The sequence below is a fragment of the Rhizobium sullae genome (assembly GCF_025200715.1).
Taxonomy (GTDB): Bacteria; Pseudomonadota; Alphaproteobacteria; order Rhizobiales; family Rhizobiaceae; genus Rhizobium; species Rhizobium sullae.
In genome coordinates, this window is record NZ_CP104144.1 from 1,987,799 (window position 1) to 2,012,792 (window position 24,994).

26 protein-coding genes and 3 pseudogenes are annotated in these 24,994 nt (G+C 60.4%); 15 read left to right on the forward strand and 14 right to left on the reverse strand.

Annotation, left to right across the window (positions count from 1 at the left end; all coding sequences use genetic code 11):
- Positions 1–16: 16 nt before the first annotated feature.
- The 5 genes and pseudogenes from N2599_RS30135 to N2599_RS30155 all read right to left on the reverse strand — a co-directional run bounded on the left by N2599_RS30135 (position 17) and on the right by N2599_RS30155 (position 3,743).
- Entirely contained in the window at positions 17–502 is a 486-nt protein-coding gene (locus N2599_RS30135) for a MarR family winged helix-turn-helix transcriptional regulator (RefSeq protein ID WP_027509771.1), read from the reverse strand.
- Positions 503–783: 281 nt separating this feature from the next.
- Positions 784–2,430, reverse strand: coding sequence for an ABC transporter ATP-binding protein (locus N2599_RS30140; protein ID WP_027510012.1), 1,647 nt, complete (start codon positions 2,428–2,430; stop codon positions 784–786).
- Between the two features lie 105 nt (positions 2,431–2,535).
- Positions 2,536–2,846: pseudogene (locus N2599_RS30145) on the reverse strand (type II toxin-antitoxin system HicB family antitoxin); the annotation flags it as partial.
- A 78-nt stretch (positions 2,847–2,924) separates the two neighbouring features.
- The gene (locus N2599_RS30150; protein WP_027509770.1) at positions 2,925–3,437 is read right to left on the reverse strand and encodes a GNAT family N-acetyltransferase; all 513 of its coding nucleotides are present in this window, start codon (positions 3,435–3,437) and stop codon (positions 2,925–2,927) included.
- A gap of 3 nt (positions 3,438–3,440) precedes the next feature.
- Entirely contained in the window at positions 3,441–3,743 is a 303-nt protein-coding gene (locus N2599_RS30155; RefSeq protein ID WP_027509769.1) for a type II toxin-antitoxin system TacA family antitoxin, read from the reverse strand.
- A gap of 179 nt (positions 3,744–3,922) precedes the next feature.
- Between N2599_RS30155 and N2599_RS30160 the strand changes: the two genes are divergently transcribed.
- The 9 genes and pseudogenes from N2599_RS30160 (at position 3,923) to N2599_RS30200 (ending at position 7,236) form a co-directional block, all read left to right on the forward strand.
- A complete protein-coding gene (locus tag N2599_RS30160; RefSeq protein ID WP_156915260.1) occupies positions 3,923–4,225 on the forward strand; it encodes a hypothetical protein in 303 nt (100 codons plus the stop codon).
- Positions 4,226–4,382: 157 nt separating this feature from the next.
- Positions 4,383–4,634, forward strand: a complete 252-nt coding sequence (locus N2599_RS30165) for a type II toxin-antitoxin system VapB family antitoxin (protein WP_027509767.1) — start codon at positions 4,383–4,385, stop codon at positions 4,632–4,634.
- A gap of 362 nt (positions 4,635–4,996) precedes the next feature.
- A complete protein-coding gene (locus tag N2599_RS30170; RefSeq protein ID WP_027509766.1) occupies positions 4,997–5,263 on the forward strand; it encodes a type II toxin-antitoxin system ParD family antitoxin in 267 nt (88 codons plus the stop codon).
- 3 nt (positions 5,264–5,266) lie between these two features.
- Positions 5,267–5,431 (forward strand): type II toxin-antitoxin system RelE/ParE family toxin, encoded by a 165-nt coding sequence (locus tag N2599_RS30175; protein ID WP_156915259.1) that lies wholly within the window; start codon positions 5,267–5,269, stop codon positions 5,429–5,431.
- A 23-nt stretch (positions 5,432–5,454) separates the two neighbouring features.
- A complete protein-coding gene (locus N2599_RS37695) occupies positions 5,455–5,580 on the forward strand; it encodes an ABC transporter ATP-binding protein (protein ID WP_311319511.1) in 126 nt (41 codons plus the stop codon).
- Positions 5,540–6,064, forward strand: a pseudogene (locus tag N2599_RS30185) (MBL fold metallo-hydrolase); the annotation flags it as partial. The gene N2599_RS37695 and the pseudogene N2599_RS30185, both read left to right, overlap by 41 nt.
- Positions 6,055–6,402 (forward strand): sulfite-sensing transcriptional repressor BigR, encoded by a 348-nt coding sequence (bigR, locus tag N2599_RS30190; RefSeq protein ID WP_100770458.1) that lies wholly within the window; start codon positions 6,055–6,057, stop codon positions 6,400–6,402. The pseudogene N2599_RS30185 and the gene bigR, both read left to right, overlap by 10 nt.
- On the forward strand, positions 6,399–6,809 hold the full coding sequence (locus N2599_RS30195) for a YeeE/YedE family protein (protein ID WP_027513909.1): 411 nt from the start codon (positions 6,399–6,401) through the stop codon (positions 6,807–6,809). The genes bigR and N2599_RS30195 overlap by 4 nt, the downstream gene beginning before the upstream one ends.
- A pseudogene (locus tag N2599_RS30200) lies at positions 6,806–7,236 on the forward strand (DUF6691 family protein). Before N2599_RS30195 ends, N2599_RS30200 begins: the two are co-directional and overlap by 4 nt.
- A gap of 279 nt (positions 7,237–7,515) precedes the next feature.
- Here N2599_RS30200 and N2599_RS30205 read toward each other — a convergent pair.
- A complete protein-coding gene (locus N2599_RS30205; protein WP_198521567.1) occupies positions 7,516–8,028 on the reverse strand; it encodes a cytochrome b in 513 nt (170 codons plus the stop codon).
- Between the two features lie 482 nt (positions 8,029–8,510).
- Here N2599_RS30205 and N2599_RS30210 point away from each other — a divergent pair, with 482 nt between their 5' ends.
- The gene (locus N2599_RS30210; RefSeq protein ID WP_027513968.1) at positions 8,511–8,711 is read left to right on the forward strand and encodes a type II toxin-antitoxin system VapB family antitoxin; all 201 of its coding nucleotides are present in this window, start codon (positions 8,511–8,513) and stop codon (positions 8,709–8,711) included.
- Positions 8,708–9,091, forward strand: coding sequence for a type II toxin-antitoxin system VapC family toxin (locus N2599_RS30215; RefSeq protein WP_027513969.1), 384 nt, complete (start codon positions 8,708–8,710; stop codon positions 9,089–9,091). Before N2599_RS30210 ends, N2599_RS30215 begins: the two co-directional genes overlap by 4 nt.
- Positions 9,092–9,357: 266 nt before the next feature.
- Here the strand turns inward: N2599_RS30215 and N2599_RS30220 are convergent, their stop codons facing one another.
- Positions 9,358–10,572 carry a phosphotransferase gene (locus N2599_RS30220; RefSeq protein WP_051336871.1) on the reverse strand — a complete coding sequence of 405 codons (1,215 nt, stop codon included), beginning with the start codon at positions 10,570–10,572 and terminating at the stop codon, positions 9,358–9,360.
- A gap of 511 nt (positions 10,573–11,083) precedes the next feature.
- Between N2599_RS30220 and N2599_RS30225 the strand changes: the two genes are divergently transcribed.
- Positions 11,084–11,368, forward strand: a complete 285-nt coding sequence (locus N2599_RS30225) for a hypothetical protein (protein WP_027513971.1) — start codon at positions 11,084–11,086, stop codon at positions 11,366–11,368.
- Positions 11,369–11,497: 129 nt separating this feature from the next.
- Here the strand turns inward: N2599_RS30225 and traA are convergent, their stop codons facing one another.
- Positions 11,498–16,117, reverse strand: a complete 4,620-nt coding sequence (traA, locus tag N2599_RS30230) for a Ti-type conjugative transfer relaxase TraA (RefSeq protein WP_027513972.1) — start codon at positions 16,115–16,117, stop codon at positions 11,498–11,500.
- Between the two features lie 217 nt (positions 16,118–16,334).
- On the opposite strand from traA, the gene N2599_RS30235 reads away from it, so the two are divergent.
- The 3 genes from N2599_RS30235 to traG are packed head-to-tail and all read left to right on the forward strand — an operon-like array spanning position 16,335 to position 18,746.
- Complete coding sequence (locus N2599_RS30235) at positions 16,335–16,619, forward strand: TraC family protein (RefSeq protein WP_027513973.1); 285 nt, start codon at positions 16,335–16,337, stop codon at positions 16,617–16,619.
- A complete protein-coding gene (locus N2599_RS30240; protein WP_027513974.1) occupies positions 16,609–16,815 on the forward strand; it encodes a conjugal transfer protein TraD in 207 nt (68 codons plus the stop codon). The genes N2599_RS30235 and N2599_RS30240 overlap by 11 nt, the downstream gene beginning before the upstream one ends.
- Before the next feature lie 11 nt (positions 16,816–16,826).
- A complete protein-coding gene (gene traG / locus N2599_RS30245) occupies positions 16,827–18,746 on the forward strand; it encodes a Ti-type conjugative transfer system protein TraG (RefSeq protein ID WP_027513975.1) in 1,920 nt (639 codons plus the stop codon).
- Between the two features lie 105 nt (positions 18,747–18,851).
- Here the strand turns inward: traG and N2599_RS30250 are convergent, their stop codons facing one another.
- From N2599_RS30250 to N2599_RS30275, 6 genes are all read right to left on the reverse strand, one after another.
- The gene (locus N2599_RS30250) at positions 18,852–19,877 is read right to left on the reverse strand and encodes a methyltransferase (protein ID WP_037144703.1); all 1,026 of its coding nucleotides are present in this window, start codon (positions 19,875–19,877) and stop codon (positions 18,852–18,854) included.
- A 699-nt stretch (positions 19,878–20,576) separates the two neighbouring features.
- On the reverse strand, positions 20,577–21,245 hold the full coding sequence (locus N2599_RS30255) for a L,D-transpeptidase (RefSeq protein WP_027513977.1): 669 nt from the start codon (positions 21,243–21,245) through the stop codon (positions 20,577–20,579).
- 27 nt (positions 21,246–21,272) lie between these two features.
- Entirely contained in the window at positions 21,273–22,307 is a 1,035-nt protein-coding gene (locus N2599_RS30260) for an EscU/YscU/HrcU family type III secretion system export apparatus switch protein (protein ID WP_027513978.1), read from the reverse strand.
- Positions 22,304–23,146 carry a tetratricopeptide repeat protein gene (locus N2599_RS30265; RefSeq protein WP_027513979.1) on the reverse strand — a complete coding sequence of 281 codons (843 nt, stop codon included), beginning with the start codon at positions 23,144–23,146 and terminating at the stop codon, positions 22,304–22,306. The genes N2599_RS30260 and N2599_RS30265 overlap by 4 nt, the downstream gene beginning before the upstream one ends.
- Complete coding sequence (locus N2599_RS30270; protein ID WP_051336872.1) at positions 23,143–23,589, reverse strand: hypothetical protein; 447 nt, start codon at positions 23,587–23,589, stop codon at positions 23,143–23,145. The genes N2599_RS30265 and N2599_RS30270 overlap by 4 nt, the downstream gene beginning before the upstream one ends.
- Positions 23,579–24,925 (reverse strand): type II and III secretion system protein family protein, encoded by a 1,347-nt coding sequence (locus tag N2599_RS30275; protein WP_027513981.1) that lies wholly within the window; start codon positions 24,923–24,925, stop codon positions 23,579–23,581. The genes N2599_RS30270 and N2599_RS30275 overlap by 11 nt, the downstream gene beginning before the upstream one ends.
- Positions 24,926–24,994: the final 69 nt, after the last annotated feature.

Sequence of the window (24,994 nt, forward strand, 5' to 3'; positions counted from 1 at the left end):
GATCTCCGGAAGTCGTTTACGGCAGGCCGGCGATCCGCCGGTAGGCTCTGCGCAGGATATCCATCAGCAGGCGTTGCTCGTCCTCGGGAATGAAGGCGAAAAAATCCTTCGATTGTTGGGTGACGAGGGCTCGCACCTGTACCGCCAATTGCGCGCCCTTCTCAGTGATATAGAGCTCTTGCGCACGGTTATCGTCGACCGACGTTTCGCGCGTTAAAAGCCCATGATTTTCCATCTGATCGACAAGCCGGCCCATCGCGGATCGATCCTTGAGAATGAGCTGCGCGATGACAGACGGGCGGATCCCCGGGTGGCTATCGACCATCAGCAGAGTGGTGATTTTCCCCGTACCGCGGGCGACATCTAAGCCCTCCAGCCGCTCGTCGAGATCGCGTGACACTGCCAGATTGACGGTACGGATATAGAAGCTGAGTGTATCTTCCAGCACATCGAGGTCGATGTCGCCGATCGATATGGGTGGTGTTTTCTTTGGCTCAAGCACGGCACTAACGCTCCGAAAAACAAAAAGCTAGCGTCCTGTTTTCCGGTAAGGAAACAGGTGTTTCAGTCTCAGCTCCAGCAGTGCCAGGCGTCGTTTCGACGTTGATGATTTGCTAGATAGTGGACAAATGCAACTATTTTTTCTGAGGCTTCGGCGCTAATTTGTTCACGACAAAAGAATGCCTATCAGATAGGCGAAGAGACCATGAAGGGGAGGCAGAAACGACAAAAACTGCCTTGCTTTTCAGCAGGACGGTTTAGTCACGCTCCGAAATTGATATGTCAGGCAGCCGGCTCCCACTCGCTGCCGGGGATCGCCGAGACGAGCTTGCGGGTGTAATCGTGATGAGGTGCGCGGAAGATCTGTGAGGGCGGGCCGTATTCGACGATCTCGCCCTTGTACATGACGGCAACTTCGTCGCAGATCTGGCTCGCGACCCGAAGATCATGCGTGATGAAGACCATCGCCACCTTGGTCTCCTTCTGGATCTTCGTCAGCAGCTGCAGAATCTGCGCCTGGATCGACACGTCGAGGGCCGATACCGCTTCGTCGGCCACCAGCAGAAGCGGGTCGAACATCAGCGCCCGGGCAATACCGATCCGCTGGCGCTGGCCACCGGAGAACTCATGCGGGAAGCGGTCATAGGCACCTTCGTCCAACCCTACCAGCGTGAGTGTGCGAAGCGCTTTTGCCTTGGCCTCATGCACCGAGACGCCATGAGCGATCGGTCCGACGGTCAGAACTTTGCCGATCGTATGGCGGGGGTTGAGCGAGGCGAATGGATCCTGGAAGATCATCTGGATATAAGGGCGCATCGACCGGAAGGCATCGCTCGACATGGGCGCGATATCACGACCGTCGAACAGCATCTTGCCGTCATCACAGTCCATCAGCTTGAGCAGAACGCGGCCGAGCGAGGACTTGCCGGAGCCGGATTCCCCGACGACGCCGAGCGTTCGGCCCTTGCGGATGGAAAAACTGACCTTGTTGACCGCTTTGACTGTCCGGCCCTTTGAAAAGAATCCGCCCGACGTGTGGTAGGTTTTGCTCAGATTCGTGACTTCCAGCACCACCGGCGTATCGGAGGCACCTGCGCGGTCCTTCGCCGTCATGCGCGGCACGGCAGCAATCAGGCGTTTCGTGTAGGGATGTTCCGGCGTGTTGAGCACCACATTCGCCGGCCCCTCTTCGACGACTCTGCCCTTTTCCATGACGACAACGCGGTCGGCAATCTCGGCGACGACACCGAAATCATGGGTGATAAACATGACGCTCATATTCTTGCGGCGCTGGATCTTGCGGATCAACTCCAGGATCTGGGCCTGTGTGGTGACGTCCAGCGCCGTTGTCGGCTCGTCGGCAATCAGCACGTCCGGGTCGAGCGCCAGCGCCATGGCGATCATGACACGCTGCCGTTGACCGCCTGATAGGCGGAAGGGATATTGATGTTGTAGCAGCGCCGGATCGGGCAGACCGACTTCATCGAGCAGCTCGAGGATCTTGATGGCACGGCTTTCTTGCGTCCCTATCTTGTGGGCCTCCATCACCTCGCCGATCTGATCGCCGATCGTCATCAGCGGATTGAGCGCCGAGAGCGGATCTTGAAAGATAATCGAAACGGCGCGGCCGCGCAGTGTACGCAATGCCTTTTCCTCCGTTTGTACAAGATCCATCCCTTTGAAAAAAATGCTGCCACTGGTTACGGCGATCGCGGATGGGAGCAATCCCATGATGGCATTGGCAGTCACGGATTTTCCCGAGCCGGATTCGCCGATGATGCAGAGAATTTCTCCCTGCCTCAAGTCAAAGGAGATATCGCGCACAGCATACGTCCGCTCCATGTTTTTGGGTAGGCTGACCGTCAATCCCCTGACAGATAACACCACGCTTTCGGCGGTTTCGCTTTGGACAGTTTCAGTCTGCGGCATGGCGAATCCCTTTTCTCTTGAGTGATCATGCCACAACAAGCAAGAATGGTGCCGTGTCCGCTGTAACCCCGCTCTAGCTCCAGAGACTGTTCGGTCTCGAGGAGTGGCTTGTTCCAGCGTCCGCGTCACACACTTGTTGAGGCTCACGCCTTCGCGCCGTGCGGCGCTCGACAAGCTTTGTGCACGCTCGGGTCGGTCCGGACGACGAATTGACCGGAAAATGGCTTCTCGGGTTCCTCGCCGCGTTCTTTGCAGAACGCCAGGTAATCCTCTACGGAATCCGCAAGAATTTGCTTCAACTCCGTAGCCGAGCTGCCTTGAAAGGTGATGACATCGCGCACGTTGATGACTTCGCCGTGGAAGATTTCGGCATCTTCATCAAACTCAACAACAGCTTCATAGCCCTTATAGTGCATTGTGGTCGTGTCTCCGCTTCGAGCAGGAAGCGCCGGACTGATTTCGCCGCTCCTTTGTCGGTTTCCTTTTGCTGGTGCTTACTTAAACAATTGAGCTATGTCCGCCATCGGCCGGAACAACTTCAACGGCTGGTCGGGAAACTGAAAAAAACTCTCCCGCTCATAGAAGAGGTGTGCATTCTCATCCTTGGCGTCAACGATGACCGCGAAAGAGGCGATTTCACTGCGGACAGCGCGAAACAGAGCATCCGCCAGAAGAAAGCGGCCGTACCCCTTGCCCTGCTGACGCCGGTCGACAGCGAGGCGCCCCAGCAGTGTTGCCGGAATAAGCGGGTAGCGTGGCAGCTTGCGGACAGTCTGAGCAGGCCACTCGCCCACATTCACTGCTGTTGACGACAGCGTGTAGTAGCCCGCCACGGCGCCATCGGGTAGCACCAGTACAAACGGCGCCGCCAAGTTCTTGCGTGCCTCCTGCCCCGCCTGAGTGCGGAAATACCGATCAAGCGGCTCTACGCCGCTCTCGAATGAACTCCTGTCATGCTGGGAACCGAGGATCTCGACCCGGATCGAATCCCTGACAACGTTTCCCACCTGTCAGGTGCCCGTAGCCTGCCGGTATCGGCGCACAGTATCGCGCAGACGGTCATTGACCGGCTGCGGGTTGATCAAAGCCTCCACAAAGGCATGGCTGTCGCGGACAGTGAGATCAAGGCGCTGATGCTCCTCGATAGCCCGGCGAGCCGCTTCTTGAACACTGGTCAGCACAAAGTCAGTCACCGTGCGGCCCTGAAGCGCGGCAGCATGTTCTATGAGGCGCTTCTGATCGGCTGTGACGCGCGCTTCCAAGCGCTCGGCACGGATACGACCACGAGGTGAGTTCAAAGCAGGTGTTGGCATCATTGTTCTCCTGATGACAATGTACGGCCAATGGCCGGAAACTCCAAGCCTCGTCTTATCGATGACTGGCTCCCAATAGATACGTCTCCAACCTTCAATCTTGCCAACATGCGACAGGGCTGTGAAGCGCACCGGCGAAGAGATGGCGCTGCTGGGGGTATGCCGTCAAGGGGATGGATATGGCCGTGGCGACCGAGGCGGGCAAGGATAGCAAGGACCGCATGCAGGCTGCCGAACTGGTAAGGGCCATCGAACATACCGGCCGCACCAGCGAACTCGCGGAGGCTTGGTCCGAATTATGGCGCGACAAGGCGAAGCGACGGAGTTTCGTCCTGCGCGGCGTCCGAGCACTGCCCGACGACACCATCGACATCATAGCACGCAGCGCTATCCGAAATGGAGAGGAACCGTTTCGCGATGGCGAACCGCCCGTGGTCACGCTTCGGAATCTCATCCACAGCAAAGCCGTCAGGGACGGCTAGGATGGCGGTTACGTCGAAGACGGGCAAAAAAGACCGTTTGCGAGAGCCGATCAGCCGGCATCGATCACGCAACCACCAGCGTTGCATCTCTCAAGACAGTCGCTTGTTTCAATCTCTCAAAATGTGGTTAATGACAACGATCTCTGAGATCAAGGCCATGTTGCACCTCACACACGACACTGAACAGCTCGCCCGCAGGCTTGCGGCCCGCGTCGGTCGCAAACCCGAAGACTTGATCCGCGCCGCGCTCGAACGCGAGGCCAAGGCGCTCGGCGTTTCCGACGAGCTACCGGCCAAGCGCCGGATGACGGCCGCTGAAATGCTCGCCTTCGGTAAGAAGGTCGCCGCTCGGCCGGTCCTCGATCCGCGCAGCCCCCAGGAGATAGCCGACGATCTGAACGCCCTATGATGGTTGTGGATTCGTCAGGCGTTATCGCGATCTTCCAGACAGAAGACGACGCCCAACAAATCGCTGACGCTCTGGAGGCCGTCGTGGCGAGTCAGGCGTTTAGTTCTACTTCGTAGATAACAACTGGGCGCTGCTTCGCAACTCGATCGTAAAGCCGTTTCGCCGCTTAGGGATGGGTATGGCCGTGGCGACCGGGAAGCTCGCAATCCGCCGGTCGAATTCCTGCAAGGCCGATCAGCTGGCGCAATATCGAGACAGCACCGCTTTAGGGCGCTTCGAGCTGGCCATGTCAGTCCAACATTGACATCTATTGCCATATGGGAACCTCTGTCCCATACTGGGCAGCAACGAAAGGGAAGCCCATGCCGAACGTCGCACTCGGAAATCACTATGAGGAATTTGTCAAGAAGCAGCTGGAATCCGGCCGCTACAACAACGCCAGCGAGGTCATCCGCGCCGGCCTGCGGCTGCTGGAGGATCGCGAGGCCGCCCGCGAACGCTGGCTCAACGAGGAGATCCCCGCGCGCTATGACGACCTGGTGAATAACCCTGCCCTTGGCATCCCAGCCGAAACCGTTCGCGCCCATTTCGAGGCGAAGCGCCGGAACGATGCGGCGAAAGCCAAGTAGGGCATGGCTTATCGCGTCATCTATCATCAGAAGACGGAAGCCGAACTCGACAAACTCTATGCTGACATCGCAGTGGAAGCCGGGACCCGTATCGCCGCCGACTTCGTTGAGGGTGTGATCACCTTCATCGAAGCTCTGGGGACGTTTCCGGAGCGGGGTACCGGATAATGGTCATGTATGCCGGCGCGATGATGGAGATCGGCACGACCGAGGACATCATCGGTTCCCCGCGCCATCCCTACACCCGCAAACTTCTCGATTCCGTTCCCTCGTGCATCGCAATGGGACCGGCTCTTCGCTCATGGCGAGACCTTTAAGGTCGGCTCCATCGATGCGAAGGTGCTGTTTTCGCCAGGACATACGCTTGCCTCCATCACCTACGTTATCGGCGACGCGGCCTTCGTGCACGACACGCTCTTCATGTCCGACAGCGGCACGGCTCGGGCCGACTTTCCCGGCGGCGATGCCCGCGTCCTGTGGAAGTCGATCCAGGAAATCCTCGCACTCCCGGACGAGACGCGGATCTTCACGGGCCACGATTATCAGCCGGACGGGCGCGCACCCCGTTGGGAAAGCACGGTGGCCGAGCAGAAGAAGTCCAACCCGCACCTTGCCGGCGTAAGCGAGGAAGAGTTCGTGGCGCTGCGGACAAAGCGCGACAAAACGCTGCCGATGCCGAAGCTCATCCTGCATGCCTTGCAGGTGAACATCCGCGGCGGGCGCCCGCCGGAGCCGGAAGCCAACGGCAAGCGCTACCTCAAGTTTCCCCTCGATACATTACAGGGAGCAGCATGGGAATGAGTACCGACCTTAAGGCAATGATGAAGGCGCGGCTTTCCCCCGCCGAAATGGCCAACCGGGCCGGAGAAGTCGCAGTCCTCCTGAAAACGCTGTCCCATCCGGCGCGCCTGATGATCGTCTGCACTCTTGTGGAGGGCGAGTATTCGGTCGGCGAGCTTGAAGAGAAGGTCGACGTCCACCAGCCGCATCTGTCGCAGCACCTGACGGTGCTGCGCGGCTCGGGCATCGTCGAAACCCGTCGGGAGGGAAAACAGATCTTTTACCGCCTGACGGAAGAGAAGGCCGCGCAATTGGTGGCCGCGCTCTATGACATCTTCTGCGCGAAGGAAGACAAATGAGCACTTACCTCCCACCTCTGCTCGGCGGCATGCTGATCGGCGCATCGGCCGTCATGCTTCTGCTCCTCAACGGCCGGATTGCCGGGATCAGCGGGATCGTCGGGCGTCTCGCCCAAGGCGTCGGCTTGACCACCAATCTCGCGTTTGTGCTCGGGCTGCTGCTTGGGCCGCTCACCTACCTGCTGGTGTTCGGCGGCTGGCCGGCCGTGCAGATCACCGCCGGATGGCCGCTGATCATCGTCGCGGGGCTGCTCGTCGGCTTTGGCTCGCGCATGGGATCGGGCTGCACCAGCGGCCACGGCGTTCTCGGGCTTGCCCTCCTGTCGCCGCGATCGATGGTGGCGGTCGCCACGTTCCTGACGGCCGGCGTGTTTGCCGTCGCAGTTCTGCGAGGTCTCGGACTATGAACAGGAACATCTACCAGTTCGGGCCGCTCTCGCCTCGGGCATCGTCTTCGGTTTCGGCCTGTCTTTGTCCGGCATGCTCAACCCGGCCCGCGTCCAGGGCTTCCTCGACCTGTTCGGCGCATGGGATCCGAACCTTGCCTTCGTCCTCGGCGGCGCCGTCGTCGTCGCCTTCATCGGCATGCAGGTGATGAAGCGTATGCGGCATCCAGCCTTCGACGACAGTTTCCATGTGCCTACGAGCCGGCGGATCGACGCGCCACTGGTGATCGGCTCGGCCTTGTTCGGCCTGGGCTGGGGGATCGGCGGCTTCTGTCCGGGTCCGGCGGTTGCGTCCCTGTCGAGTGGCATCCCGCAGACAGCGCTGTTCGTCCTCGCGATGCTGGTCGGCATGACCTTGTACGACAGAGTATGGAGCAGACGGACGTGAGCACCTCTATTTTGGCGGCAGTCGGCTCCGGCGGGATCGTCGGCTTCTCGCAACGTCGGACAAGCGGCTGGAGATCTCCTGGTATCCAATGCAGGCGAACCCTTTGCCGTGATCGAGGAGCTGCTGCGATGCATCGTGGCAACGACCATGCTTGCACTTTCACAAGTGCTCCATAAGCATGTCGAGGTTGCTGAGATAAATGGCCGCCTTCGAATCGGAATGTTGGCCGGAATGAAATCGGAATGACTGGGCCGGCTTCAGACGCCCGAGCCGGCGAAGTCATTCGGCAGCTTGCAGCTCGGAATTCCTTCGGTCGACGTTTCCCGCCATCCGCGCGAGCGTGTCGTCCTTCCATATGACCTGGTGAATAACGACCATTGCGGCGTGGCCGAAGACCAGTGCAAGAAGGGCCCAACCGGCGTTGGCGTGGACCAGGCTGCCCAGAGCGGTCATCCACTCGACGCGCTCGCCGCCTCCCTCAATGAGCGCGATCCCAAACGGAGCAAATGGGCGTCCGGAGCCGAACTGGCGAATTAAGGCCACGCTGGGGACGAGGATCATTAGCGCGTAGAGCCCCAGGTGGCCCAGGCGCGCGAAGGTTCTTAGGACACCTTGTTGCGGCGGACGCCGGCGCATGTTGATCAGCCCCCAGGCACCACGGGCAATCACCGTCACGAACAGGACGAAACCGACATCGCGGTGGAAGCCCCAGAAGAAATCGGCGACGGCTGTGTCGTCGGCAAGAGCATGAAGCGTGGCGCCTACGAATTGCCAGGCGAACAAGGCTGCCATCGTCCAGTGGAAAACCCTTGTTACAAGCCCATACCCGTTTCGGTCATCACAAATATGCTCCATCAGAAATCCTCGAGTTGTCAGCCTCAGCCGAAAATGGCCGCTCGTTTTTTTGATGCAATGCAACAAACAGTGAGAACACTGACTTTCTCGTGATCATGCGTCATCCGTTAGGAAAATTTTTGAGTGATAGTGGAAGGCTCTCGCTCGTCTACATGTCGAGACGGTCGTAAGATGCAATCAGCCGATGCGCGTTCCGGTCCTCAATTCAAACGCTCCATCCCCACTAAACAAATGAACGTTGGTCAAACCAGGGGCGATCGATATAGCGGTGCCGTGAGTCAAGTGTGCCTGCTTCACAAGGAAGTTGCGAAGGCGAAGGGGCTCCTTGCCATGGCGTCGGATATGCGGCAGGGGAAGCCGAGCGTAGATTTACTCACCAAATGGTGCTATTTTTCATGCCTGCGTAAGGGAGCCAGATCATGCGATCGACTATCAACCTCGATGACACGCTTATGGAAAAGGCTAGGTCCTTAACCGGTACTAAGGAAACCGCGGCGCTCGTCCGCCAGGCGTTGGAGACCCTCGTTCGTGTGGAGTCCGGAAAACGCCTCATCGCGCTCGGAGGAACCATGCCCGATGCCGAGGCAGCCCCGCGCCGCCGGAGCCCAGCAGCCAAGTGATACTAGCGGACACGTCGATCTGGATTGATCATTTCCGTCACGTCGATGCCGAGCTGCGCAGAATTATTGAGGACGATCGCCTACTTTGCCACCCGGCGGTGATCGGCGAGCTTGCGCTTGGCAGTCTTCGGGATCGCGGCAGTGTGATGGCTTTTCTGGCGGCACAGCGCGGAGCGGTTGTCGCCACCCACGACGAAGTCATGACAATGATCGATCGCCACGGCATTTTCAGCATGGGCATTGGCTACACGGATGCCCACTTGCTGGCGTCGGTCCTTCTTGACCAGCGAGCGGCCTTATGGACAAGAGACAAGCGCCTGCGGGGAGCGGCCGAAAAGGCGGGCGCTTCACTTCACATACCGGTCAACCTGCCCAATTAAATGCGGAAACAAAACTGTACCCGGTTCCGGACAGGCTTCGGATCCCTTGCTCTTGAAAGGAAACGAACTGCCGACCAGTAATTAAAGATGGAGTGCTGGGTCGTGCCGGACTTGGCTGACCTGTGGCTCGGCTTAGGGAAACCCGATGATGTCCGGGCTTATCCCGTGCCTGGACGAAGTAATGTTTTGGCCCCGACAGTATTTCTGCCGGTGGAGTATCCCCTTCGCAGCGGATAGCGGGCCCGATCCGAACCCGGGTGCGCGCTCTAGCTCCCCGCCCTCAGCAATGCCGCCGTCCGCCTTAGCCAGTCGGCGGGATCGTCGCGGTGATAGACTTGTTCCGACGCCTCGATATTGTCTAGGAACCGCCGATAGATCACGGCCTGCCTGGCTGCGGCAATGGGCGCGAGGAGGCCGGCAGCGCGGGCGGGTTCGCAACCGGGCAGCCGGGCCAGCCATGCGCGAGCCCAGTGCTCCTTGATCGTCTCCACGTACTCGAATGCGACGCCGTCGAGAAATGCCGGCTGGTCGAGCATCGGGTGGCCGATCCCGCTGTCGCCCCAATCAAGCAATGTAAGGGTTCGTCCTGTCCCGCGAAAATTGCCGGGGTGGAAATCGCCATGGACCAGGGTGTCAGGCAATCCGCAGGACTCGAGCGCGGCGAAGCGGTTGGCGAGACCGCTCACGAAGCGTTGGAGCAGTGTACGCTCGTTCCGAGACAACTCTTCGCTCGCCCGCTCCGTCACATCGCCGATCGCAGCGATCAAAGCCGGGCCGCCCCAGTCCGGCAGTCCCATGGAGCGCAATTGATCGACGCTGCCGGTCCACGCTGACTGCAGTTCAACCAGCAGGGTCACCATCTCGAGCAGTCGCGGTAACGGCGCCTCATACATGTCCTCACCCGCGACGTCTGCGAGCAGCATGCGTCCGCCGTCGTGGCCAAGCAGTTCCGGAACGGAACGGCCGGCCAATGCTGTGATGACGCGCGGCTCGTGCGCGAAGAATGGCGGCACGACCTTTAGCCATACAGTTTGGCGGGCGACCGGAATGCGCCAGATGCTGGATAGATTCCAGCTGCGGATCTGGACAGGCCTCCCAGCGGGCTTCAGGCCATGCCCGGCTAGTATGCGTGTCGCCCAGGCGAGATCGGCGGCAGGCCCGCCGGGCTCAGCGTAGCTTTGGCGGAGCGGGTGGGGCTCGAGTCGCCCCGCCCAGACCTCGGCCGGAACGGGCTCTGCGACCTCGGCCAGATACGTGATTTCTCCGCCGTGCGGTCGGTCGCGAACTGCCTCCAGCAGCCGCAGGATCGTGACATCGATCCCATGGTATTCCTGGACGGCGAGGACTACCGACTGCGCATCCTGCCACCAGGGAAGACCGACCGGGACCGGTGCCAGTCTGCCGACCATGGCACCCTCTGGCGTAACGAGCACCAGACGGGCGACACGTGGCGGCGGCTCCGATTGCCTCTGGCCGTTCATGCAGCCCCCCTCGCGACCTTGACGCGCTCTTCGCGGCTATCATACCGGCCGAGTCCGCACGCTTCAAGCGCAAGGCGAATGTCTGCTTCATCACGCTCTCTGCCCGTTTCCGATCGAAAACGCTCTGTGTCTGTGAAGCTGAGCCACGTGCTGATCCGGTCCTTCGACGCTCTCCTTGGAACGAGGAGCGGCTGATGCGCGCGTCGCCTCAACTGCGCCTAGGAGCGGCCTTTCGCCCCTATGGTTGAACGGCTGTTTTGGCCCGCTTAGCAGAAGTGGGGGGCCCGACTCGAAAAAGCGGTCTCATTCAACGCACGCCGGCAGAAGCCCGAAGCATTCAATTGCTGATCGAACCCGAAGCCTTGCCCATCCTGCGATAAGGCTCCAACCCGTCATGATCTCTGGGGAACGAACTAGATGATCCGGACGCCGCTGATCGGGCACCTGACCAGATCCCTGGAACCAAATAATGCGTCACGACATTCTCCTCCCACGGAACAAGGAGATGCAAATGGCGTATGATCCTGAAAACGCAAACCGTGATCGCGAGCGTCGAACCCCATCGGTTGATTATCGCCGCACGAATTGGGTCGCATGGATTGCAGCGGCTGGGCTGATTGCGATTGGTGCTTTCGCTCTTATCCAGTCGCCGAACGCACCCGGCACCGATCCACAGACCACCGGTTCGACGAGCAATTCCGAGCCTGCGCCGGCTCCAGCAGTCCCACCCGCGCCGGCCGATAATAATGCCGCGCCTGCTCCCGTCACGCCGCCTGCAGGCACGACGCAACAGTAAGTTTGACTTTGCGGTAGTTGGACGCCGCTTGCGACGGGTGATAGCGACGATGCCAAATGCGCACCACCGCAAGCGCTCTGCCATGAGGACGATGGCAGCATTGGCTGGCGGGCCATCCTTTTTCGCGCCTTATTGATTGAGGCCGCGCCCACGGCCGATTGCTTGCACCCGACGCTCACTCTGGATCTTTTGGCTGCTTTCGATCCGAACAGCCCGCTGCAAGACCTTGAACGATGCCCGCATCGCTTCGAACGCCTTTCGGTCGGCCGGTGGCACCATGTTGACGGCTTCCTTCTCATCGCGCCCGATTGCACCAGGCCCGAAGCGCGCATCGAGTGCCTTGCTAACCGCGGCAAACTCGTCGCGGATCTTCGGATCAAGCGCGCTGATCATTCCGGCAAGTGCCCGCGGGTTCTTCGCGACGGCTAAGGTGAGGCGCGCGAGATCATCGCGGGCGCCCCTGCTCAACCCAGGAATGGCTATCCCCATGCGCCGCCGTTCTTCGCCGAGCGTGCGGAAAGCCGCATCGAACCTATTCGAGTAAGCCGAAGCAAGGGCGGTCAGGCGAATGGCAACCTCCGGAAGGGCTTGGAGCGCATCCCTACGCTCTCGCCCGGAAGCAAGCAGCCGGTCAATCAGGCGATCCGAACCGCGCAGCGCTCCATAAGCTTTGGGATCGCTGGCCACGGCAGCAGCGATGCGGTCCGCCACAATACCCTTTGTGACCAGCGCCTCGATTGTCGTCACCGCTGCGGCAGGATCACGCCAGATGCTGATAGCGGCTTCCGCAAGGGCTACGCGACGCTGGTGGTAATGCGGCGTCGACAAGGCCGCCGCTTTCGCGGCCTCCTCGATCGGCGCCTTGAATTCAGCAACCGCGGCAAGCAGCGGCGGCGCCGAGGCTTTCTGCCGTGTCGGATCAAAAGCTGCAGCGGCGATAATCCGCGAGCGATCCTGGCGTTCAGTCTGATGCTGCGCTTTGGCAAACCTCTTCACGGCCGTAAAGAGCTTCACCAACTCCTCGCGTTTTTTCGACCCCAAATCCTCCGGCATGCGCTCCATAATGACGCGATCGACATGCTCGTTTGCCTTGTCCGTGAAGGCACTCCTGCCGAAGCGGACCGTCAGCGCCTCGCTTACGGCCTTGATTTCCTGCACCACGGAACGATCCTCGGCGGCAAGCGCAAAGGCAGTCTTATAGGCCTCCTCGCCACCCCTTTCGCGAACGGCTTCGATTTCGTCGAGGCGCGCACGGGCACCTCTCGATAGCGCTGGAACCGATAAAGACACATGCATACGGCGCGTCCGCTCACGCGCTGCGAAACGTTCGGCGTTCTTGCGGAAGGCCGCGGCATGGGCGCGCACCAGCGGCTTCAGTTCAGCAAGAGCGGCAATCGCTGCATTGCGCTCGTCACGCGCCGCCCGCCCATCGACCAAACGGTCCGAGCCCAGCAAACGTCCGAGTTGGGCCGGCGCACGCGTGATGTCGTCGGCAAGCCGGCGAGGCATGACACTAGTGTGTGAAGCCCGGTCGTTCAGCAAGGCAAGCGCCCCGCCCGGATCAACAAAGATCTTCCCGAGCCGAGCGCGAAGGATCCCTTCACGCTCCTGACAGCCGGGTGAACCCAATTGCGCCAGGCGCGCATCCTCGTCCACACTCCTCGAGAAGGACGTCACAGGCGCCAGAAGATACCGCATCTCCCCGGCACTGGTCCGCTCGACGGATGGTACAGGGACTCGGTCATCATAAGCGGTGCGCCGCTCGCGCTCGATCGCAAAGCCCAGGGCAACGTTTGCCCGTTCCCACAGCATCGCCAGTTCCTTCCTCATTCCGGCAAGTCGCGCCAGCTGTCGGGCAACGTTCCCCTCTATCCCGGCTGCGACCTGCGCGAAATGATCAATCCCGCGACGCCGCGCGAAATCACCCGCAAAAGTCTGGTAGCCGGCCTCGTCTTCGAAATCGAGCGTGGTGGTCTTAGCGCCGGACCGCGATAACCGTTCGACAAGCTGATTGAACAGTTCGGGCCGGTGACTTTCCTGCTCAATCCGCTTCCGGCGGGCCACCGCCGCCTCGACCTGTCTGGCCCTCCAGACATTGCGATCCACTTCCCTTTCCTCGAAACGTTTCTGCCCGGTTTCCTCATCGATGACAGGAACTTGAACCTTGACTTTCTCAACCCCGTCCTTGCGCAGGGTGACCGTGTCCCCGACGTCGACTCCACCCTCCAGTAGTGCCTTCGGTAAGCTCACACCCCAGAGCCTATGCGTAACCCCGTCATCCGTTTTGACGTCGGCGTAGGGACTTGGATCGGCGCCCCCTCCTTCGCGGAATTGTGCCCCGCCCACATCGACAAGTTCTCCGGTGACGCCGGCCGCATGATCGACCCGGCTCTTCGCGCCCCCTTCCGGTTTTGCCTGAAAATCTTCCTTGGCCGCATAGAGATCGGCACGATCGCGATGGCGGGTCATCGACACATAGGTCAGATGCTGATCCATCATGGCGGTCGCGAGAACGAACGTCCGGTCGACTGTGGCACCCTGCGATTTGTGGATCGTCGCGGCATAGCCATGATCGACATCGCGGTAGCTGTCCTCACTGAAGCTGACATGGCGGCCATTGTCGAGGCGCACTGAGAGCAATGTCCGACTGCCTTTGTCGGTCGTCGAAACAACTGTGCCCAGCATGCCGTTCTTGACATATTGGGCCTCGGGATGCTCGGCGTACGGCTCGAAGAAACGGGCGTTTTTAAGGAAGATGATGCGGTCGCCAATGGCAAACTCGCGCGCCCCTCTTTCGGTCTGGAAGGCATGACTATCACCGAGCGCGCCCTCGGCCGTCATCACGGTCCTTAATGCCTCGTTCAGCCGCTTCACATCCACGTTCGTGTGAGCAAGAACGAGGAGTTCGTCGCCGCGTAAACCGCCCAGGCTTCCTTCATTGACGGATTTATGAAGCAGCTCACGACGAGCATCGGTCCAGTCGGAAACGATGCGTCCGATGGCTTCCTCCCGCGTCTCCGCTTCGACAAGATGGCCTCGCTCCACATAGGCGTGCAGACCCTGTTCGACTTCGCGGCGCGCAAACAGCCGGGACGCGTCGCGTGCCCATTGCTCGCTCTGGCGGCGCACGCCGGAAAGCTCGGCAAAGCCGATCCGCTCCGTGATCGCGCGGAACGCTGCACCTGCCTGGATCGGCTGGAGTTGCATGGCGTCACCGACAAGGACGATTTTTGCGCCGGCCTCTTCCACAACCTTCAGGACGCGCGCCATTTGCTTCGATGACACCATGCCGGCCTCATCGACCACCAGCACGTCCCCGCGCCCAAGCCTGGCGCGGCCGTTGGCCCAGGCGAGCTCCCAGGATGCGAGCGTCCGCGACTTGATGCCGGAACTGTCTTCCAGACCTTCGGCAGCCTTTCCAGCAAGCGCAGCACCGATCACTCGGCGGCCTTCGCTTTCCCAGGCGACGCGCGCAGCATCGAGCAATGTGGATTTGCCCGCACCCGCCAGACCGACGACGGCAGCAATGGCACTGTCACCAGTGACATGTCGGACAGCGTCCACGTGCTCCGCATCGAGCGGGAAGCGCCTTTGCGGATCACGTGTCTCAACGCTTCCGATCGCCTCAGTGATCCGCCGATCGGCAACGGCGTGCCCACCGCGCTCCGCGAGCACCCGAGCCGACTGCGCCATGTCATATTCGGTGCGCAGGATGTCGCGCGTGGTGAAGATTGCCGGCTCTGCAGCTCTTCCTGTTTGCGGATCGAACAGCTGCGGCTTCAGCGTCACGAGGTCGTTCGACGCCATCAGCCGCGCACGGATATTGGCAAAGTCAACCGGATCGTCGACATAGCGGTGGAGCGCCCGGGCGATATCGCGCTCATCAAAGGTCGAGCGCTCATTGGCAAGCCGCTTCAACAGGAGTTCGGGATCCTCAAGCAGGCGATCTACTATTCCCTGCCGGCGGGCAAGCTCCGCCGGCGCGAAGAATATCTCCTTACCCTTGCGTGCCAATGCCACTCGTTCCAGACTGAGACGTTTCCGTGCGATCCCGTCCAGCCCCTGTTCAGCATAGGAGCGGCCGTCGAGCCAGATCTCATGACCGGCGAGTGCCAGATGCCGATTGGCCGTGTCCGCCCAGCCGATCTTCCACGCCTCTATCGTTTTCTTGTCGCCGGCCCATTTCCGATAGACAATCCTGCCCCTCGGCAGGTCCGGCGTGACGACGCGCAGCGGCTTACCGTCTGCTCCTGTTACCGCCATGCGCTTCGGCCCGAATCCCTCCTCCGTCAAAGGACGCAGCGTCACCAGCAGGTGGATGTGAGGATTGCCGTCCTTGTCATGATAGACCCAGTCGACGACCATTCCTTTCGACGTGAGGTTGTCGCGGACGAATTCGCGCACCAGGGCGATGTTCTCAGCTCGCGTCAGTTCTTCCGGCAGAGCAATGATCAGTTCGCGGGCAAGCTGCGCGTCGACGCGCTTCTCGAAGGCTTCGACGGCGCTCCAAAGCACCTCGCTGGCACCGGCGACCGAGCGTCGGTCAACCGCCTCGCGCAGCCACGCCGGCGTCTCATCCGGCAAGGCCAATTCCTCGTGCACCAGTTCCGACGAAGCGCCGCGACGGCCGAACGTCGTGCCGACCTGCTGATCGGTCATTTTCGTGCGATGACGATAGGCGGCGGCCGAGACAATGCTGCGTCCGGCTCCCCTGCTGATCATCTGAGCTCTAACGAACATGATCGCCACAACTGTCTCCTGACCCTCCGGGTACGTCGCGCAAGCGACGTTCGTTGCGCCCACAAACCGATCGGCCCGACTGGCGATGCCGTTTTCTGCGGAAGACGGCCAACGGCGGGAATTCCTTGATTCTTAGCGTCCGCGCAAACTAGCCTATTTAACTACCTTATACTAGTGTGTATAAATGCGCGAGCATCACAGTGACAAAACAAGCGGAGGATCGTCAATGGCTGCCAAAACATCGATTTCCGACCTCGACGCGCAGATCGAGAAGCTGAAGGAACGCCGACGATTTTTGATAGTTAAATCGGCCGAGCGGTTTGCTCGCGCCGCGACCAAGGCCGGCCTGGCGGAGATGGATTTACCCGACGAAGAGCTCGATCAGATCATCGCTGAGATCGCAGCGCGATTTCAAAAGAAAACAAGGGACGCAGCCGACGCATCACCTCAACCGCATCGACCGGAGGCTGGCCGGATTGGAACGGCGGCGGCGGTTTCGCATGGCAGCTGAACGCAAGCGCGAGGCGCGGCAGAAATTTCTGCTTGGCGGAATCGTCCTCAAGGCCGGGCTATCGAAGGCCGACCGGGCGTTCCTGCTTGGCGGCCTGCTCGAACTGGCTCGGATCGTTCCGGGCTCTGCGGAACATCAGAGGCTGCGCGACATCGGCATCGACGCGTTCAAGGCCTCTTCGCGGGATACTGTTTAGGAGAAAGCGAAATGGCACTGACGCATCGATTGCATCCGGGTCCTCTGCTTGTTCTCGTCCCTGTCGCCGCTACCGGCCTTGCCGTCTACGTGACTGGCTGGCGATGGCAAGAATTGGCCTCCGGCATGTCGGCGAAAACGCAATATTGGTTCCTGCGGTCAACACCCGTGCCAGCACTTATGTTCGGGCCGCTCGCGGGGCTTTTGACGGTCTGGCCCTTGCCGTTGCATCGACGCCGGCCGATCGCGGTGGCAAGCCTTCTTGGCTTTCTCGTCACTGCCGGCTTCTACGCCTTGCGGGAATATGGACGTCTTGCTCCCTCCGTTGAGCGCGGCGTCGTCACCTGGGACGTGGCGCTCTCGTATCTCGACGCTTTCGCCGTCGCTGGATCGGCTCTCGGCTTTCTGATTGTCGCGGTGTCGGCGCGTATCTCCGTCGTCGTTGCCGATCCGATCAAACGCGCCAAGCGCGGAACCTTTGGCGACGCCGACTGGCTCTCGATGCCTGCGGCCGCAAAGCTTTTCCCGCCGGATGGCGAAATCGTCGTTGGCGAACGTTATCGCGTCGATCGCGAGCTCGTGCATAAGCTTCCATTCGACCCGAACGATCGTTCGACGTGGGGACAGGGTGGCACGGCGCCGCTCCTGACCTATAAGCAGGATTTTGACTCCACGCATATGCTGTTCTTCGCCGGCTCCGGTGGATTCAAGACAACCAGCAATGTCGTGCCGACCGCGCTTCGATATACCGGTCCGCTCATCTGCCTCGACCCGTCGACAGAAGTGGCACCGATGGTGGTCGAACACCGCCGGCGTGTTCTCGGCCGTGACGTGATGGTGCTCGATCCCGCCGATCCGGCAACTGGCTTCGACGTCCTCGACGGCATTGAAACATCCGTCCGCAAAGAAGAGGACATCGTCGGCATCGCACATATGCTGTTGTCGGAAAGCGCACGTTTCGAATCGTCAAGCAGTGCCTATTTTCAGAACCAGGCGCACAATCTGCTGACCGGCCTGCTTGCGCATGTGATGCTCTCGCCGGAATATGCCGGAAGGCGAACTCTGCGCAGTTTGCGCCAGATCGTTTCCGAGCCGGAGCCGTCAGTGCTCGCCATGCTGCGCGATGTTCAGGAGAACTCAGGGTCCGCCTTTATCCGCGAAACCCTCGGCGTTTTCACCAACATGACGGAGCAAACGTTTTCCGGCGTCTACTCGACGGCCTCGAAGGACACGCAGTGGCTGTCGCTCGACAGTTACGCTGGCCTCGTCTGTGGCAACGCCTTCAGATCCCGCGATATTGTTTCTGGCAAAAAGGATGTGTTCCTCAACATCCCGGCCGCGATCCTGCGCTCCTATCCTGGCATCGGAAGAGTGATCATCGGCTCCCTGATCAAGGCCATGGTGCAGGCCGATGGCGCATTCGAACGCCGCACATTGTTCATGCTCGATGAGGTCGAGCTGCTCGGCTACATGCGCATGCTGGAAGAGGCGCGCGACCGCGGCCGCAAATACGGGATCACGCTGATGCTCATGTACCAGTCGGTCGGACAGTTGGAACGGCATTTCGGCAAGGACGGTGCGACCTCATGGATCGACGGCTGCGCCTTTGCCTCCTATGCCGCAGTCAAGGCACTCGACACGGCTCGCAGTGTCTCAGCCCAATGCGGGGAAATGACCGTCGAGGTAAAGGGCAGGTCGCGCAATGTCGGCTGGAGCAGTTCTGCCATGGGGTCGCGCCAATCGGAGAGTGTGAATTTTCAGCGAAGGCCGCTGATCATGCCGCACGAGATCACCCAGTCGATGCGAAAGGATGAACAGATTGTCATCGTCCAAGGCCACAGCCCGATCCGCTGCGGGCGAGCGATCTATTTTCGGCGCAAGGACATGAATGAGGCGGCCGAGGCCAACCGCTTCGTCAAAACAAGCCTCTAACCGGTCAACGATATCGACGATCAATCAAGATTTATATTTCCATGCCTTTCAATTCTGACTGCCAGGTTCCGAGTAGCCGGCGAACTGCGCGCGGGTGCCAAGCCTCTACTTGTAAGCCACCGCTGCACTTGCAGGTCCCGCCAACGGAATAATCTCGCAGCGACCGAACCCTGCCTCCTTGCACCACTCGGTGAACTGGGCGCCGGTAAAGTCAAACGCCTCGCCAAATTCGATGAGCATGTTCAGCGACATCATCAGACCGAAGCTGTTTTGCCTGCGCTCGTCGTCGATGATGTTCTCGATGGCGACCAGCGCGCCGCCGGACGGCAACGCACGGTAGGCCTTGGCGATCAGCATCTTCTTGTTCTCGAGATTCCAGTCGTGAAGGATCAGTCCCATCGTGATAATGTCTGCCTTGGGAAACTCGTCCGCGAAGAAGTCGATCGCCTCGGCGGTGACCCGGCCGCCGAGATTGCGCTCCCTCAAGCGCCGCTCCGCGATCGGCTGCACATCGGCGAGATCGCACGTCCGGCATTGCATGTGCGGATGCCACGCCGCGACGATGGCCGAAAGCTGCCCGGTTGCGCCGCCTATATCAACCAGCGTCTTGAATTTGGAAAAGTCGAATTTCTCGGCGAACGCCGTGAAATTGCCCATCGAGATGCCGCTCATCGCGTCCATGAACTGCTCCAGGCGCGCCGGGTCCGAATAGAGTTCGGCGAACATGGACCTGCCTGTCTCCTTGATCTCGTTTTGAGGCTTTCCGGTTTGCAATGCCTGCGTGAGATCGCCCCAGAACCGATACAGGCGTGCGTTCGCCATCTCGAGGATTCCACCGATGTATTGAGGGCTCCGCTTGTCCAGGAACAGTGCGGTTGAAGCCGTATTGCCGTATTTGCCGGTTTCACCGGCGCCGTCCCTCTGCAGCAATCCGAGCGCGACAAGGGTGTCGAGAAAATCATACGTTCCGCGCGGATGCAGCCCCATGGCGCCTTGCACTTCGAGGCCCGTTTTGGGGCCGTCCGCAAGCAGCGAGAAGAGCCCCAGTTCCACGGCGCTCAACAATGTCTTGGCTGGCCAGAATCCAAAGCCAATTTGCAGGATGTGGTCTGGAGAAATTCCGTTTTGCATATGAGCCTCCCCGATGGGCGAATGCACCCGTGGGAGCCACGCCGATGCGCCCCGTTATCATTCAATGTTAATCCAATCCGCGGAAATTCACCAGCCGGACGCATGGAACGGGCTATCGGCAAAAACAAGCATCACACGGCCCGGAGTACTATTTACACGCTTCAGAAGGGGGTCCGCCTTCCGGTTCCGCATTTGCCGCCTTGATTTGATCGTTCAGCCACCCTCACCTGACAGCTCCCAGCGGGTCGCTCTGCCCTTTCGCCCGCCTCGACGGCCGCTTCCCTCAGCACCATCACGCCGTAGCGGGTCGCTGCCATCAAAAGCTATTTGGAGATCGGAGAAGGAACCTTTTTCAGCTGGTCACGGGACCGTTCGACACAATCGCTGAGATCGAGACCTAGGAGCGAGAAATCGATACAACCCTCCGCAACCTAGCCAACTTCGGTAGTTCCGATTAAGGTAATTTAAATTACTGTATTTTTGACTAAGGTAATTACGATTAAGGTAATTTAGATTACCTTAGGGAGCCACAATTGAATTTTTTAGGCCGTGAGGGGGAACTCAAGTTATTGAGAAACGCTCGACGCCGCCACGGCCGCTACACTCATCAGGGCGGCGCCTGCGGCAGCGTGGGGCGACCTTCTGCTCGGTCTTGCGCACAAACCGCAGCGTCTCGACTTCCTCGGCTGCCGGGTTACTCTACAGCACGATGACTTTCGCGCCGATTTTTACCCGCTCATAGAGATGGATTACATCTTCATTCGTCATGCGAAAACACCCCGAGGAAGACGACTGTCCGACGCTCTGCGGTTCGTTCGAGCCGTGGATGCGGTAAAGCGTATCTCCCAGATAGATGGCGCGCGCGCCTAACGGATTGTGGGCGCCTCCGGCCATATAGGCAGGAAGGTCCCGTCGCCTTGCGCGCATGTCCGCAGGCGGACGCCAATCCGGCCACGGGCGCTTGGCGCTCACCACCTCGGTTCCGCGCCAGCCGTAGCCTTCGCGTCCAACACCGACACTGTAGCGCAGCGCCCTTCCACCCGCTTCTATGTAGTAAAGGGCGTAATTGCGGGTTTCGATGATGATCGTACCGGGCGCTTCCCGGGTCTGATAGTCCACCACGTGCCGCCGCACGAACGTCCCGGCATGTGGATAGGGCCCCTCTTCCCGGGTTCGCCGTGGCGGGTAAGCCGGCGGTGACATCAGAAAGCCGATATAGCCGCTGTCAATCCAGACCCTGTTGTTTTTCTTGTCCAACAATGGCGGCGAGACCTGGTCTGCTGCCGCGTGGTTGATCGCCGTCGACAAAAGAACAGTGAAAAGCAGCCCGCCCATGCCGCACCTAGTCAGTGCTTTCAGTTCCGACATATGAGGTCTCCATCGACGTTGCGACGTTCAAATCAAACCATTGGCCACCAAAGTATTCGCCACCTGCTGGAAGACACGGTCCGGAACAGGCGCTCCCACCGGCGTCTTGCCAAGCTCTGCGGCGAGTTCCGCATCAGTCACTAATGGGATCCCTTGACCTCTGGCCTGCTCTCTCATCGAGGCCACCGCTTTACCGGCGGCACGACAAACGATGATCGGCACAGGCGTTTCGCCCCGAACGTAGCGGATCCCGACTATTGCCGATTGCTCGCCAATCAGCAGCACTGCGTTGGCAAGACCGGTCCTGCTCGTGCCAAGCAAGTGCGCGAGCTTGCGGCGCTCCCGCCGTATCAGCGGATCGCCTTCCGTGTCCTTGTGTTCGCGTTTGGCCTCCGACTTGGTCATCCGCATTTCGCGCATGAACAGCCAGCGTTGCAGAAAGACATCGAAGGTGCCCATGACGATAAAAGCCGCGATTGCGATGAAGGCCGTGGTTTTCAGCATCGACAGCGAGGTCGCGTGCAGGCAGGCAAAACCACATGCGGGCGCCTGAAACAGCGCCTTCAGGCCCGCATAGAAAACAACGGAAAACGCCACGGAAAGCGCAAGAATCTTGAACAGTGCCTTGCCGAACTCGACAACGCTCTTGAGTGAGGTCAGGCGCTTTACGCCCGCCGCCGGATTGATGCGGCTGAAATCCGGCTCGACGGGCTTTGCCGAGAAGACGAAGCCCTTGGTAATCGCGATGTTCGTCGCAAGGATCGCTGCGACCGTTATCCCGAGGATCGGCAGTACCGTTGCCCAAAGCGCACCGGCGGCAATGGTGCTCAGCCGATACCAGACGTCCGCGAAGGGGCGGTCGTAGATATGCGACGCCTCGTCCAGAAGCATGTTGATCTTCACTTGCAGATGCGGCGCGGCATAGAAGAGAAAGAGCGTCGAGAACAGGATCATGATGCCCGAGACCATGTCGGGGCTGTGGAGCACCTGGCCTTTCTTGCGCGCGTCCAGGATCTTCTTTTCGGAAGCCGGAAGCGATTTTTCTTCGCTTGTCTCGCTCATGTGATGCCGCCATCCTTGGATGACGCCAGCAGGCCGATTTCCTGGGCGCGCCTGGCCGTATCGGAAATCGACCGCAACTTTGCCGCTTTCGCCAAGATCGCGCTCTTCTGCTTCTCCGTCATGTCGGGCACGCCGACGGATCGTGCTTTCTCCGTCTCCCCGGCCATGGTCAGGACGATCAGATAGTTGACGAAATGCCGCCTTTCGGCGAGCGGCGACGCGACCACGCTGCTCATATGCGTTACCGCCTGCGGCAGGTCGTTCGCAAGCGCCTCGGCAAGGGCGAGGTTCGTCGTTGTGTCGAGATTCGCTGGCTGCAGCGAAAGCGCTTTCGAAAAGGCTTCCTCCGCCGCGGCCCCGCTACCGCTGAAGACGAGCGCCGTTCCGAGCCGGTTATAGGCGATGACGGAGTTCAGTGCCTCGGCGGCCGGCGCCAGAGTTCGTGCAGCCGATGCTGCCTCGCCTTTGCGCAATTGGGCGGTGCCGAGCCCGAGCAGTGCCTCAGGATCCTGGGGGCTCACCTGCAGAGCGGCGCGAAAGTCTTTTTCCGCCCCTTCGGCATCGCCTGCCCTCAGGCGTGCATTCGCAAGCCGGACGCGCAGCGATACGTCGTCAGGAGCGTTCGCGGCGGCGCGCTCGTAAAGCGCAAGCGCCGTTGCGCTTTCCCCCTTAGCCTCGATGCTGTGGGCGATGTTCAACAGTTTCGCCTGCTCGCTCGAAGGCTTGTCCTTCTCCTTCTCGGCTGACGTCGTCGTGCATGAGGAAAGTGCCTGAAGCGCAAGGAGTACGGCAATACCCTTCCCTAGCGCTCCGAATTTCAGAAAGGAACGCGCTCTCATTCTTCACCTGTATTGTTGTTCGCCGTGTTGCGGCGTCTGCGGCCCTCCTCGCTGTAACCGTCGAGGTAGTTCTTCGCAGCGCGCGCCACCGGAGCAGCCATGGCAGGACCCATTTCACGGCCCCGGATGAGATGTCCCTGATCCTCTGCCATGAACTGCAGATTGAGATTGTTGGCGCAGCCCGGCGGCAGGTAGAGCGGCTGATCGGCGGTATCGGGGGTGATACAGGCGTCGGGAACCAGCGTCCGGCTTTCCGCCTCCTCGTAACCCTTGCGAACAAGCCCGCCTTTTTCCGGCGCGCCGTGCGTCGAAACATAGCTGTAGTTGGGAGAGTAGGGTTGCGGATGGGAACCGTTGCAGCCCGCAAGGGCAAACAGCAGGCCCGCGGCCAGCATCACGCGGGCCTTTGCCGCACCATCGCCCGACAAACGATCACTCCACATAAAAACCGTATCCGTTGTTGTTGACCGCGGGCTTCGTCTTCTTGCGCGGCGCCGTAATGGCGCCTGCAGGACTATCGAGCGGCGTTTTCATCTTTCGTTCGGAGGTCGGCGACACGAGGAAAGGGGTAATCAGGATGACGAGTTCCGTTTCATTGCGCTGAAACCGTTTCGACTTGAACAACTCGCCAAGGATCGGGACGTCGCCGACGACCGGTGTTTTGTTGAGCGTCTGCGATTCCTGCCGTTGAAACAGGCCGGCGATCGCAAACGTCTGGCCGCTGCCGACCTCGACGGTCGTGTCTGCACGGCGAATGCGCAGCGACGGCACGACTAGGCCGCCGATCGAAACGACGCTGTCCTGCGAAACGCTGCTGACTTCTGGACGCACCTGCAGCGCGATGCGGTTGTTCGGCAGAAGCGTCGGCGTAAACTGGAGTGAGACACCGAACTGCTTGTATTCAATACCGATCTGGTCGTTGCCGACCGGCACTGGCACCGGTATCTCGCCGCCTGCGAGAAAGCTGGCGCTCTGGCCGGTGACGGCGGTGATGTTCGGTTCGGCAAGGATCGTCAATATGCCATTCGCCTGTAGCGCATCGAGCAGCACGTTGACGTTGACGTGCTCGCCCCTTGCGCCGATCGCAATCCCCGTGTCGTCCTCGTTGCTGGCGCCGCCGGTCCGGATGATGCCGAAGGAGAACGATCCACTGTTGACGAAGGCGCTCCAATCGATGCCGTAGCGCGTCAATTCGTTGCGGGCGACTTCGGCGAAGCGGACGCGAATATTGACCTGGTTCGTGCCGGCGATCGTCGTATTGTTGAGCGCCGGATTGTCCGGGGTCGAATAGCTCTGCAGGACATTTTCCATGTCCATCGCTTCACCGACATTGCGGGTCTGGCCGGTGCCGACATATTGGCCGCCGAACAGGCTTATATCGACTCTGGTGGTGGGCTGCAGCGCCCGCGCCGACTGGTTGGCGGCTCGCGGGTTGCCGCTGACGCGAACCTGCACTGTACCGCGCGTGCTCTGGTCGGCGCTGAGCGCAGTGAGATCTGTGTCGCCGATCTTCGTCGCATAGATATAGACCACGCCCGGCGAAACGACGCGCACATCTGCGATCGCCGTATCGGCGAGGAAGACCGACTCGACCGGTTCGTCGAAGCGCAGGATCTGGCCCTCCCCGACGGCGAGCTCAAGAACCTGGCCGTTTTTCGCATCGATCTTCACCTGCGCCTTCGCAGATGGCGCAAAAAAGCCGAGCGCAAGCGTGGCCACCAGGATGAATGAAAGTAAATCTCCTGCCGCAATCGCGCGGAGGCTTCGCAAGCTCAGCATTCCATTTCCTATTCGTTCCCCTCACCGGCGCGCCCGGGCGCGCATGTCAAAGCCTTGTGTTTTATGATG

Coding starts and splice junctions, on each gene's coding strand:
- N2599_RS30165 (WP_027509767.1), top strand. CDS start 4,383: ATGTTGCACCTCACACACGACACTGAACAGCTCGCCCGCAGGCTTGCG.
- N2599_RS30275 (WP_027513981.1), bottom strand. CDS start 24,925: ATGCTGAGCTTGCGAAGCCTCCGCGCGATTGCGGCAGGAGATTTACTT.
- N2599_RS30225 (WP_027513971.1), top strand. CDS start 11,084: ATGGCGTATGATCCTGAAAACGCAAACCGTGATCGCGAGCGTCGAACC.
- N2599_RS30160 (WP_156915260.1), top strand. CDS start 3,923: ATGGCCGTGGCGACCGAGGCGGGCAAGGATAGCAAGGACCGCATGCAG.
- N2599_RS30260 (WP_027513978.1), bottom strand. CDS start 22,307: ATGAGCGAGACAAGCGAAGAAAAATCGCTTCCGGCTTCCGAAAAGAAG.
- bigR (WP_100770458.1), top strand. CDS start 6,055: ATGGGAATGAGTACCGACCTTAAGGCAATGATGAAGGCGCGGCTTTCC.
- N2599_RS30265 (WP_027513979.1), bottom strand. CDS start 23,146: ATGAGAGCGCGTTCCTTTCTGAAATTCGGAGCGCTAGGGAAGGGTATT.
- N2599_RS30210 (WP_027513968.1), top strand. CDS start 8,511: ATGCGATCGACTATCAACCTCGATGACACGCTTATGGAAAAGGCTAGG.
- N2599_RS30175 (WP_156915259.1), top strand. CDS start 5,267: ATGGCTTATCGCGTCATCTATCATCAGAAGACGGAAGCCGAACTCGAC.
- N2599_RS30220 (WP_051336871.1), bottom strand. CDS start 10,572: ATGAACGGCCAGAGGCAATCGGAGCCGCCGCCACGTGTCGCCCGTCTG.
- N2599_RS30250 (WP_037144703.1), bottom strand. CDS start 19,877: ATGCAAAACGGAATTTCTCCAGACCACATCCTGCAAATTGGCTTTGGA.
- N2599_RS30235 (WP_027513973.1), top strand. CDS start 16,335: ATGGCTGCCAAAACATCGATTTCCGACCTCGACGCGCAGATCGAGAAG.
- N2599_RS30270 (WP_051336872.1), bottom strand. CDS start 23,589: ATGTGGAGTGATCGTTTGTCGGGCGATGGTGCGGCAAAGGCCCGCGTG.
- N2599_RS30205 (WP_198521567.1), bottom strand. CDS start 8,028: ATGGCAGCCTTGTTCGCCTGGCAATTCGTAGGCGCCACGCTTCATGCT.
- N2599_RS30240 (WP_027513974.1), top strand. CDS start 16,609: ATGGCAGCTGAACGCAAGCGCGAGGCGCGGCAGAAATTTCTGCTTGGC.
- N2599_RS30195 (WP_027513909.1), top strand. CDS start 6,399: ATGAGCACTTACCTCCCACCTCTGCTCGGCGGCATGCTGATCGGCGCA.
- N2599_RS30170 (WP_027509766.1), top strand. CDS start 4,997: ATGCCGAACGTCGCACTCGGAAATCACTATGAGGAATTTGTCAAGAAG.
- N2599_RS30255 (WP_027513977.1), bottom strand. CDS start 21,245: ATGTCGGAACTGAAAGCACTGACTAGGTGCGGCATGGGCGGGCTGCTT.
- N2599_RS30140 (WP_027510012.1), bottom strand. CDS start 2,430: ATGCCGCAGACTGAAACTGTCCAAAGCGAAACCGCCGAAAGCGTGGTG.
- N2599_RS30155 (WP_027509769.1), bottom strand. CDS start 3,743: ATGCCAACACCTGCTTTGAACTCACCTCGTGGTCGTATCCGTGCCGAG.
- N2599_RS37695 (WP_311319511.1), top strand. CDS start 5,455: ATGGAGATCGGCACGACCGAGGACATCATCGGTTCCCCGCGCCATCCC.
- traG (WP_027513975.1), top strand. CDS start 16,827: ATGGCACTGACGCATCGATTGCATCCGGGTCCTCTGCTTGTTCTCGTC.